Annotated in this window: 11 protein-coding genes; all 11 read left to right on the plus strand. The window is 37.9% G+C overall.

Annotated features, from left to right (window positions below):
- The first annotated feature begins 1 nt into the window (after position 1).
- Complete coding sequence (locus tag DRF59_RS11375; RefSeq protein ID WP_115959751.1) at positions 2-931, plus strand: glycosyltransferase family 2 protein; 930 nt, start codon at positions 2-4, stop codon at positions 929-931.
- A 1-nt stretch (position 932) separates the two neighbouring features.
- The gene (locus DRF59_RS11380; RefSeq protein WP_115959753.1) at positions 933-1,709 is read left to right on the plus strand and encodes a polysaccharide deacetylase family protein; all 777 of its coding nucleotides are present in this window, start codon (positions 933-935) and stop codon (positions 1,707-1,709) included.
- Complete coding sequence (locus DRF59_RS11385; protein ID WP_115959756.1) at positions 1,706-2,803, plus strand: glycosyltransferase family 4 protein; 1,098 nt, start codon at positions 1,706-1,708, stop codon at positions 2,801-2,803. Before DRF59_RS11380 ends, DRF59_RS11385 begins: the two co-directional genes overlap by 4 nt.
- 248 nt (positions 2,804-3,051) lie before the next feature.
- Positions 3,052-3,909: an ATP phosphoribosyltransferase gene (hisG, locus tag DRF59_RS11390; RefSeq protein WP_115959759.1), complete on the plus strand. Its 858-nt coding sequence runs from the start codon at positions 3,052-3,054 to the stop codon at positions 3,907-3,909.
- An 11-nt stretch (positions 3,910-3,920) separates the two neighbouring features.
- Positions 3,921-5,201, plus strand: a complete 1,281-nt coding sequence (gene hisD / locus DRF59_RS11395) for a histidinol dehydrogenase (protein WP_115959762.1) — start codon at positions 3,921-3,923, stop codon at positions 5,199-5,201.
- 67 nt (positions 5,202-5,268) lie between these two features.
- Entirely contained in the window at positions 5,269-6,294 is a 1,026-nt protein-coding gene (hisC, locus tag DRF59_RS11400; protein ID WP_115959840.1) for a histidinol-phosphate transaminase, read from the plus strand.
- Between the two features lies 1 nt (position 6,295).
- Complete coding sequence (gene hisB / locus DRF59_RS11405) at positions 6,296-7,390, plus strand: bifunctional histidinol-phosphatase/imidazoleglycerol-phosphate dehydratase HisB (RefSeq protein WP_115959765.1); 1,095 nt, start codon at positions 6,296-6,298, stop codon at positions 7,388-7,390.
- A 2-nt stretch (positions 7,391-7,392) separates the two neighbouring features.
- Entirely contained in the window at positions 7,393-7,971 is a 579-nt protein-coding gene (hisH, locus tag DRF59_RS11410) for an imidazole glycerol phosphate synthase subunit HisH (protein ID WP_115959768.1), read from the plus strand.
- Positions 7,972-7,973: 2 nt separating this feature from the next.
- Positions 7,974-8,696 (plus strand): 1-(5-phosphoribosyl)-5-[(5-phosphoribosylamino)methylideneamino]imidazole-4-carboxamide isomerase, encoded by a 723-nt coding sequence (gene hisA, locus DRF59_RS11415; RefSeq protein ID WP_115959771.1) that lies wholly within the window; start codon positions 7,974-7,976, stop codon positions 8,694-8,696.
- Positions 8,689-9,441 (plus strand): imidazole glycerol phosphate synthase subunit HisF, encoded by a 753-nt coding sequence (gene hisF / locus DRF59_RS11420; protein ID WP_115959774.1) that lies wholly within the window; start codon positions 8,689-8,691, stop codon positions 9,439-9,441. The genes hisA and hisF overlap by 8 nt, the downstream gene beginning before the upstream one ends.
- Positions 9,438-10,025 (plus strand): bifunctional phosphoribosyl-AMP cyclohydrolase/phosphoribosyl-ATP diphosphatase HisIE, encoded by a 588-nt coding sequence (hisIE, locus tag DRF59_RS11425; protein ID WP_115959777.1) that lies wholly within the window; start codon positions 9,438-9,440, stop codon positions 10,023-10,025. The genes hisF and hisIE overlap by 4 nt, the downstream gene beginning before the upstream one ends.
- The last annotated feature ends 219 nt before the right edge of the window (positions 10,026-10,244 follow it).

Genomic DNA, 10,244 nt, shown 5'->3' on the forward strand with positions numbered 1-10,244 from the left:
CATGAAGAAAATTTCAATTGTAATTCCGGCCCATAACGAAGAAGGGAACGTTGCCTTAGTCCATGAAAGAATCAGGGATGTGTTTTCCGGGTTGGAAAATTATAATTATGAAGTCATTTTTGTTAATGATGGGAGCAGGGATAATACTCAGCAACAACTGGAAGAACTGTCCCAACAGTTTGAAGAAGTAAAATACATTGAGTTCTCCAGAAATTTCGGACATCAGCCTGCTGTAAAAGCAGGAATGGATCATGCCAATGGGAATGCTGTTGTATCTATGGATGGAGATCTCCAGCATCCGCCGGAACTCATTCCTGAGATGATCAAAAAGTGGGAAGAAGGATTTGATATCGTTTTTACGATCAGGACATACCCTAAGGAAATATCTTTTTTTAAACGGAAGACTTCTGACTTTTTTTATAAGATTTTATCAAGTTTATCCGATGTTAATTTAACAAAAGGTGGCGGGTCAGATTTCAGGTTGATGGATGCCAATGCAGTGGATGTGATGCGCAATTTTAATGAAGATGATCTTTTTTTAAGAGGGCTTACCAGCTGGATGGGTTTCAAACAGACCGGAATTGATTTTAAGGCAGATGAAAGATTATGCGGCGAAAGCAGTTATAATTTTAAAAAAATGCTCACTTTTGCATTTACGGGAATTACTGCCTTCAGTGTAAAGCCTCTTTATCTGGCTGCATATTTAGGGTTTTTGTTTTCTGCAGTTTCTATTATCGGATACGGAATATATGTAATTCATTCATTTATTGCAAAAACAGAGATTTCAGGCTGGGCCTCATTAATCATGACGATTGTCTTCTTTGGAGGCCTTCAGCTGATCATCATGGGGATCATGGGAATTTATTTAGGTAAAATATTTAAGCAGGTGAAAGACAGACCTAATTATATTATTAAAAACAAAAATTTTTAGAATGGTTTTATTGAGTTTTGACATCGAAGAATTTGATATGCCATTAGAATATAAAGGTGAAATTCCTTTTGAAAAGCAGATTTCAATTTCACAGACAGGATTGGAGAGAATTCTCAATATCCTTAAAAAACATAATGCCAAAGCTACTTTTTTTTCTACAGTAGTCTTTGCAGAAAACAGCAGACACCTTATCGAAAGGTTATTAAAAGAAGGACATGAACTGGCTTCCCATACCTGGTTTCATTCAGAATTTGAAGACAAACACCTGAAAGAATCAAGAGAAAAACTGGAAGAATTATTTTCGGCAAAGGTTACCGGATTAAGAATGCCGAGAATGATGCCTGTAGACGAAAAAGAAGTTGAAAAGGCAGGGTATACATACAATTCATCTGTAAATCCTACATTTTTGCCGGGAAGATATAATAATTTAAAAGTATCCAGAACTTATTTCAAAGAAGGAAATGTAACTCAGATTCCGGCTTCTGTATCTCCTAATTTCAGAATTCCACTGTTCTGGCTTAGTTTTCATAACTTTCCATTATCATTTTATAAAAAGCTGGCTTCAGATACTTTAAAGAAAGATCAATATCTGAATATTTATTTTCATCCGTGGGAATTTGCAGAAATTAAGGATGAAGCATTTAAGCTGCCTGGCTTTACTGTAAAAAATTCAGGAAATGATATGGTGGCAAGATTTGATTCATTTGTAGGATGGCTGAAAGATAAAGGCCATACATTCGGGACCTTTCAGGAATTTCAAAAACAGATACAACGATGAAGATTGCCTTTGATGCAAAACGGTTCTTCCACAATACCTCAGGTCTGGGAAATTACTCAAGAGATCTTATAAGGATTCTTTCTGAGTATGAGCCGGATAACGAATATCTGCTGCTCAACAAAAATAAATCTGAGCGTGGAAAGGAGATCCTGAAACGCCCGAATGTTCAGTTTATTGAAACCTCAAAAGGAAACTTTTCGCGACAACTTAAAATGGGTAGGGAGGCCCAGAAGCATGGCGCCGATATCTTTCACGGTTTATCCGGCGAACTTCCCTTAAAATGGGATCAAAAGCCTATTAAAAAGGTAGTTACGATCCATGATCTGATTTTTGTAAGATATCCGCAGTATTATTCTTTTTTTGACAGAAAAATCCATTTCTGGAAGTTTAAAAAAGCAGCTGAAACAGCAGATAAGATCATTGCCATTTCAGAACAGACCAAAAGAGATATTATTCAGTATCTGAAAGTTCCTGAGACTAAGATTGAAGTTATTTATCAGGGATGTCATCATGCATTTAAAGAACAGCAGTCTCCTGAGCTGATGCAGGCTGTAAAAGAGAAGTTTAAGCTTCCCGAAAGATTTGTACTCAATGTAGGAACAATAGAAGATCGAAAAAATCTTCTGAACGTTGTAAGAGCAATCAGCGGAACAGAAATTCCTCTTGTTGTAGTGGGAAGAAAAACAAAATATTATCAGAAGATAAAAAGTTACCTGAAAAAAAATAAAATGGATGAGCAGGTTGTGTTTCTGGAAGGTGTTTCCATGGATGAGCTGGCTTGTCTTTATAAACTGGCGGATATTTTTGTCTATCCAAGCTTCTTTGAAGGCTTCGGAATTCCTGTCATTGAGGCACTTTTCTCCAAAACGGTTGTTGTTACCAGCAATACCAGCTGTCTGCCGGAAGCGGGCGGAAAAGACTCTGTGTATGTGAATCCGGATAACGATCTTGATATCCGGGCCAAATTAAAATTTCTATGGGAAAATGAATCTGAGCGAAAACGTCGTGAAGAAAAGGGTCTTGAGTTTGTTCAGAAATTTAATGACGAACCGATTGCAAGGGAGCTGATGAACTTTTATCAAAAAATTATTTGAAAAATATTTGTATTTTAAAAATAAACCCTACATTTGCATCATAATTCAATACAATGAAACCAACTTTTTTAGCATTACATCATTATCATCATCATCTCTGCTAGACGGAATTGATTGATATAAGTATGTGCTAAAATCAAAAATAATTAAAACCGTCTGAGTAAATAGACGGTTTTTTTGTTTCCTGAATTCTCCTCAGAAGTTTCAACAGATCAGTTTTTATTTGCTCGGACCCAAAAAAAGGCAAAATGAGTAAATTAAAAATTGCAATCCAAAAAAGTGGCCGGCTTTACGAAGAATCCCTTCAGCTTCTCAAAGACTGCGGAATTTTTGTCAACAACGGTAAAGATCAGCTAAAAGTTTCAGTGGATAACTTTCCGATGGAAATCATGTACCTCCGGAACTCAGACATCCCGCAATACCTTGAAGACGGAGTGGTAGATGTGGCTATCGTAGGCGAAAATCTCCTAATTGAGAAAGGTAAGAATATCAGAACAATCCAGAAACTTGGGTTTTCAAAATGCCGTGTTTCTCTGGCCGTTCCAAAAGAAGTGGAAACTGATGAAATCTCTTATTTCCAGGGTAAAAAAATTGCCACTTCATATCCTGATACCCTCAAGAAATTTTTAGAAAAAGAAGGAATCTCTTCGGATATTCACGTTATTTCCGGTTCCGTTGAAATAGCGCCTAATATTGGTCTTGCAGACGGAATATGTGATATTGTGAGCTCCGGAAGTACTCTATTCAAAAACGGATTAAGAGAAACGGTTACTTTACTGAAATCGGAAGCTGTTTTGGCTCAAACCCCTCAGTTGTCGAATGAAAAAGAAGCCATTCTTGAAAAGTTTGTTTTCAGAATCAAGGCAGTCCTGAAAGCAAAGAATTCGAAATACATTCTGATGAATGTCCCTAATGAAAAAATACAGAAAGTAGCCAATGTTCTCCCCGTATTAAAGAGTCCTACGGTCATTCCACTTGCAGAAGAAGGGTGGAGCAGCATTCATTCCGTTATCGATGAAGAGCGCTTCTGGGAAGTAATTGATGAACTGAAAGATAGCGGAGCACAGGATATACTAATCATTCCGATTGATAAAATGGTTATTTAAAAAATGATACAATGAAAATATACAGATATCCCACAAAAGACAGCTGGAAAGACTTAGTAAAACGTCCTGTCCTGGAACAGAAAGAAATCTCAGCGCTTATTACAGAAATTTTTACTGAAGTTAAAAAAAATGGGGACAAAGCTTTAATAGAGTTCAATCATAAATTTGATAAAGCAGACACTCAAAGCATTTCAGTGACCAGAGAAGAAATTGAAAATGCAGAAAAACAGGTTAGTGATGAATTAAAAAAGGCTGTCCAGCAGGCTAAAGAGAATATTTCAAAATTTCACGCTTCCCAAAAGCAGGAAATTCAGAAAATTGAGACTATGAAAGGTGTCGTTTGCTGGCGTGAAAACCGTGCTGTAGAAAGAGTCGGGATTTATATTCCTGGAGGAACAGCGCCTTTGTTTTCTACGGTGCTGATGCTCGCAGTTCCTGCTAATCTGGCCGGATGTAAAGAAATTATATTGTGCTCGCCGCCGGATAAAAATGGAAACATCAATCCAGCGATCCTGTATGCGGCAAATCTTTGCGGTGTTTCAGAAATCTTTAAAACAGGTGGAGCACAGGCAGTTGCTGCGATGACTTTTGGAACAGAGAGTATTCCTGCTGTCAATAAAATTTTTGGACCCGGAAATCAGTTTGTAGTTGCGGCCAAAGAATATGCCCAGCGATATGGAGTTGCCATCGATATGCCTGCTGGTCCAAGTGAAGTTCTTGTGATAGCTGATGAACAGGCTGTTCCTGAATTTTGTGCGGCAGATCTTCTCTCACAGGCAGAACACGGAAGTGACAGCCAGGTGGTTTTTATCACTACAGATCTTAAAGTTTTTACTGAAACAATCAGTGCTGTTGAGCAGCAAATCAGAGACTTGCCAAGAAATGAACTGGCCGCTCAGGCTTTGGAAAACAGCTCTTTTGTTTTAGTGAATGCTTTGGAAGAAGCTCTTGAATTCAGCAATCTTTACGCTCCGGAACACCTTATTCTGGCTATCGCCGATTTTGAAAAATATATTTCGTTGATTGAGAACGCAGGCTCGGTCTTCCTGGGAAATTATTCCTGTGAGAGTGCGGGAGATTATGCCAGCGGAACCAATCACACGCTTCCTACCAATGGTTATGCAAAGAATTACAGCGGAGTATCCCTGGATAGCTTTGTGAAGAAAATCACATTCCAGCACCTTTCAAAAGAGGGGCTTCAGAACTTGGGAAAAACAATAGAGCTCATGGCAGAAGCGGAAGGGCTGTTTGCGCACAAGAATGCAGTATCCATAAGATTGGAAAAAAATTGAACCATTAAGAAAAATAAAGCTTTTAAGCAGAATAAGATTCAATCAGTTTGAAATGAAAATCAATGCAATGAAAAATAATAGTATCAAGACTCTGGTAAGAGAAAATATATTACAATTACAGCCCTACATCAGTTTCAGGGATCAAAATGAATTCAGCTCCCCGGTAATACTGGATGCGAATGAAAGTCCTTTTGGAGAATGCAACCGTTACCCGGATTCTACACAGAAAAAACTTAAAAGCAGGCTTGCGGAGTTTAAAAACGTTTTACCTTCACAGATCGCCATAGGAAACGGAAGCGACGAGCTCATAGATCTTATCATCAAAATTTTCTGTGAGCCTAAAAAAGATGCCATTCTGATGATGAATCCGTCTTTTGCTATGTATGGTTTCTATGCAGCAATCAATGAAAACAGAGTTTTGAAACTGGATCTGGATGAAAACTTTGAAATCGTAAAAGACAATTTCTTAAAGGTGGCAGATGACTCTTCACTTAAAATTTTCTTTTTATGCTCTCCCAATAATCCTACCGGAAACAGTGTGGATGATATTGAATTTTACCTTCAGAATTTCAACGGAATTGTAGTGGTAGACGAGGCGTACATTGAATTTTCCGGAAGAAAGTCAGGTATTGAACTTCTGAATAAATATCCCAATCTGATTGTCCTGCAAACGTTTTCCAAAGCCTGGGGAATTGCTGGAGCAAGGGTCGGTATGGCCTATGCATCAGAAGAAATTATTAGCCTGATCAATACAGTGAAAGCACCTTATAACGTGAATGTATTGAGCCAGGAACTGATTTTAAAGACATTGGAGAAGGAAGGCAGACTTCAGGAAAACCTAAGCCGTATCCTGCAGGAAAGAACGTGGATGAAGCAGCACTTTGAAGGAATTGCATGCATTACAAAGGTTTTTCCAACGGATGCCAATTTCTTTCTGATTAAAATGGAAAATATTGATGCCGTGTATACAAGAATGCTGGGAGAAGAAATTCTTACCAGCAGAAGAGACCCTGCGATTCCCGGATGTATAAGAATCAATGTGGGAAACCGTGAAGAAAATGAAAAATTGATTAACCTTTTGAAAAGTATCTAAAATGAAAAAAGTACTCTTTATAGACCGCGACGGAACATTAATTATTGAACCTCCTGCAGATTTTCAGGTAGATTCTCTGGAAAAGCTTGAATTTTATCCGGGAGTTTTCCAGAACCTGTCAAAAATTGCCAATGAACTGGATTACGAATTGGTGATGGTTACCAATCAGGATGGATTGGGAACGGAGAGTTTTCCCGAAGAAGATTTTATAAAACCACAGGAAAAAATGCTGCAGGCATTTGAAAACGAAGGAATCGTTTTTAGTGATATTTTAATTGATAAAAGCTTTGAATCCGAAAATCTTCCTACCAGAAAACCAGGTATTGGAATGCTTGGGAAATATATGTATGGCAATTACGACCTTGAAAATTCATATGTAATTGGTGATCGAAGTACTGACGTGCAACTTGCTAAAAATCTTGGGGCTAAAGCTATTTATCTTAATCAGAACTTAAACAGCGAAGCAGAGCTGTCTGCATCAAAATGGTCAGAGATCTATCAGTTCTTAAAATCAGGAATGAGAAAGGCGAAAGTATCCAGAAAAACCAATGAGACTGATATTGAAATTGAAGTTAATCTTGATGGTAACGGAAAATCAGATATTACAACCGGACTTCATTTTTTTGATCACATGCTGGACCAGATTGCCAGACACGGAAATATGGATCTTACCATCAAGGTAAAAGGAGACCTTGCAGTAGACGAGCACCATACGATAGAAGATACCGGAATTGTTCTCGGAGAAGTCATTTTAAAGGCATTAGGAAAGAAAAAAGGAATTGAAAGATATGGTTTCCTGCTTCCCATGGACGACTGTCTTTCTCAGGTGGCTATTGATTTCGGAGGAAGATCATGGCTGGTTTGGGATGCTGAATTTAAAAGAGAGAAAATAGGAGATGTACCTACGGAAATGTTCTTTCACTTCTTTAAATCATTTACAGATTCCTCAAAATCAAATCTGAATATCAAAGCAGAAGGCGATAACGAACACCACAAAATTGAATCCATTTTTAAAGCCTTTGCAAAAGCCATTAAGATGGCAGTGAATCAATCGGATGCTAATTACAGTTTACCTTCTACAAAAGGAAGTTTATAAATATGATCGCCATAATAAAATACAACGGAGGAAACGTAAACTCCGTTCAGAATGCCCTCAACAGACTGAATGTTGACTCGATAATAACGGATGATCCTGAAAAGATCTTAAAGGCGGATAAAGTGATATTTCCAGGCGTAGGAGAAGCTTCATCCACAATGAAACTGCTGAAGGAAAAAGAACTTGATCTTCTGATACCGGAGCTTAAACAGCCGGTTTTGGGAATATGCCTGGGCATGCAGCTGATGTGCGGCGAAAATGAAGAAGGAAATACAGAAGGAATGGGAATTTTTAACATCAATGTCAGAAAATTTCCATCAACGGATATTGTTCCGCATATGGGCTGGAATACACTTTCGAAACATGCTTCACCATTGTTTTCGGGGGTTGAAAGGGGTAATGATGTGTATTTTGTTCACAGCTACTATTGTGAGCTTTCTGACTTTACAACTTCTGTCTGTGATTATATACTGCCATTCAGCGCGTCTCTGCAGAAAGACAATTTCTATGCAGTACAGTTTCACCCTGAGAAATCGGGAATAGTAGGAAATCAGATTGTTAAGAACTTTATAAATTTATAATCATGAAAATAATTCTGGCTATTGATATTATCGACGGGAAATGTGTCCGCTTATCAAAAGGAGATTACAATACAAAGAAAATATACAATGAAGATCCTGTAGAAGTGGCAAAAGAATTTGAAAGCTTCGGCATTCGGTTCCTTCATTTGGTAGATCTTGACGGGGCAAAATCAAAGCATATTATGAATCAGAAGGTACTGGAAAATATTGCCGGGTCTACCTCGTTACATATTGACTTTGGAGGTGGTTTAAAAACTCAGGAAGATATTGAAACAGCTTTTAATTCCGGAGCAAAACAGATTACTTTAGGAAGTATTGCGGTTCAGAACCCTGAGTTTTGCTTTAGAATGATAGAAAGGTATGGTGCTGGGAAAATTATCCTGGGTGCTGACTGTGAAAACAGAAAAATTAAAACCTCCGGATGGTTGGAAGAAAGTGACAATGATATCATTGATTTTATCCTTCAGTATCAGGAAAAAGGGATACAAACCGCTATTTGTACTGATATTGCAAAGGATGGAATGCTGGAAGGCCCTTCAACAGCGTTATATATTGAGATTTTACATAAAACATCAGTTCAGCTGGTAGCAAGCGGAGGCATTTCAGGCATCACCGATGTCTATAAAATGAAAGATATCGGATGTGCCGGAACAATTATCGGGAAAGCGATTTATGAGGGAAAAATAAGCTTACCACAACTTCAAAATTTTATTGAAAATGCTTAAAAAAAGAATTATTCCATGTCTGGATATTAAAGACGGATCTACCGTGAAGGGAGTCAATTTTGAGGACCTTAAAAACGCCGGGGACCCTGTAGAACTTGCTAAAAAATACGAGCAGGAAGGAGCCGATGAACTTGTTTTCCTGGATATTACGGCCACTATTGAGAATAGAAAGACCTTTGAACAACTGGTAAAAGATATAGCAAAAGAACTCAGTATTCCCTTTACTGTAGGAGGCGGAATTTCGTCTGTAGAAGACGTCAGAAAGCTTTTGGAAGCGGGCGCGGATAAGATCAGTATCAATTCTTCAGCAGTAAAGAATCCGGTGCTCATTTCTGACCTTGCCAAAGAATTCGGAAGCCAGTGCATTGTGGTAGCCATTGATACAAGACAAGTTGGAGATAAGGATCTGGTTCATATCAGAGGTGGAAGAGAAGCAACAGAACTTAATACTGTAGAATGGGCGCAGGAAGCTGCTCGTCTGGGAGCAGGAGAAATTCTGCTGACTTCTATGGATGGTGATGGTACTAAAAACGGTTTTGATCTTTGCATTACCAGGCTGGTTGCTGAAACAGTCAGTATTCCTGTGATTGCATCCGGAGGGGCAGGTACAACAAATGACTTTGTTAAAGTGTTTAATGAAACAAAGGCTACAGGTGCATTGGCTGCCAGTATTTTCCATTTTAATGAAATAGGGATTCAGGAATTGAAACAACAATTAAAAACACAAAAAATTGAAGTACGATGAAAATAGATTTTAATAAAGATAACGGCCTTGTGCCTGTAGTTATTCAGGATAGCAGAACGTTACAGGTACTTATGCTCGGTTATATGAATGAAGAAGCCTTTGAGAAAACAAAAAAAGAAGGAATTGTTACTTTTTTCAGCCGTTCCAAAAACAGACTCTGGACAAAAGGTGAAGAATCGGGTAATTTTTTAACGGTAAAAAGTATTGATACAGATTGTGATCAGGATACAGTTTTGATTAAAGCTGTTCCAAAGAATGTAGTCTGCCACACGGGAAGTTTCAGCTGTTTCGGAGAAAAAAATACCAAAGGATTTTTATATGAACTGGAAGAAAAAATAGCGCAGCGAATAGATTCCAAAGCTGAAGATTCTTATACCTATTCGCTTTACCAGAGAGGAATCAATAAAGTGGCCCAAAAGGTAGGAGAGGAAGCTGTAGAACTGGTGATTGAAGCTAAAGATAATAATGATGATCTATTTAAAAACGAAGCTGCAGATCTGCTGTATCACTTTTTGATCTTATTAAAAGCGAAAGGGTTTTCGATGGAAGAAATTGAAGAGATTCTTAAGGACAGGGACAAGTAGAACCTTAGAAAGCATATGGTTTCTCTCAACTAAAATAATAATATTTAGCAATTCAAAGACCGGATAAAGTCTGAAATAAAAAAACAGCAGAAATATCCTGCTGTTTTTTTATCATTAGTATGTCTCGTCCTGAAATAGCGATACACAAAAAAGAATCGTTATGGCAGAAACATTAACATCCACGTACATTAAACGTACCCAGAAGGATTACAGTTTAAG

The organism is Chryseobacterium flavum, assembly GCF_003385595.1.
In the GTDB taxonomy this organism is placed as follows: domain Bacteria; phylum Bacteroidota; class Bacteroidia; order Flavobacteriales; family Weeksellaceae; genus Chryseobacterium; species Chryseobacterium flavum.

Excerpts from the sequence above, each read along its gene's own strand:
- DRF59_RS11375 (WP_115959751.1), top strand. The coding sequence starts at position 2 with ATGAAGAAAATTTCAATTGTAATTCCGGCCCATAACGAAGAAGGGAAC.
- DRF59_RS11380 (WP_115959753.1), top strand. The coding sequence starts at position 933 with ATGGTTTTATTGAGTTTTGACATCGAAGAATTTGATATGCCATTAGAA.
- DRF59_RS11385 (WP_115959756.1), top strand. The coding sequence starts at position 1,706 with ATGAAGATTGCCTTTGATGCAAAACGGTTCTTCCACAATACCTCAGGT.
- hisG (WP_115959759.1), top strand. The coding sequence starts at position 3,052 with ATGAGTAAATTAAAAATTGCAATCCAAAAAAGTGGCCGGCTTTACGAA.
- hisD (WP_115959762.1), top strand. The coding sequence starts at position 3,921 with ATGAAAATATACAGATATCCCACAAAAGACAGCTGGAAAGACTTAGTA.
- hisC (WP_115959840.1), top strand. The coding sequence starts at position 5,269 with ATGAAAAATAATAGTATCAAGACTCTGGTAAGAGAAAATATATTACAA.
- hisB (WP_115959765.1), top strand. The coding sequence starts at position 6,296 with ATGAAAAAAGTACTCTTTATAGACCGCGACGGAACATTAATTATTGAA.
- hisH (WP_115959768.1), top strand. The coding sequence starts at position 7,393 with ATGATCGCCATAATAAAATACAACGGAGGAAACGTAAACTCCGTTCAG.
- hisA (WP_115959771.1), top strand. The coding sequence starts at position 7,974 with ATGAAAATAATTCTGGCTATTGATATTATCGACGGGAAATGTGTCCGC.
- hisF (WP_115959774.1), top strand. The coding sequence starts at position 8,689 with ATGCTTAAAAAAAGAATTATTCCATGTCTGGATATTAAAGACGGATCT.
- hisIE (WP_115959777.1), top strand. The coding sequence starts at position 9,438 with ATGAAAATAGATTTTAATAAAGATAACGGCCTTGTGCCTGTAGTTATT.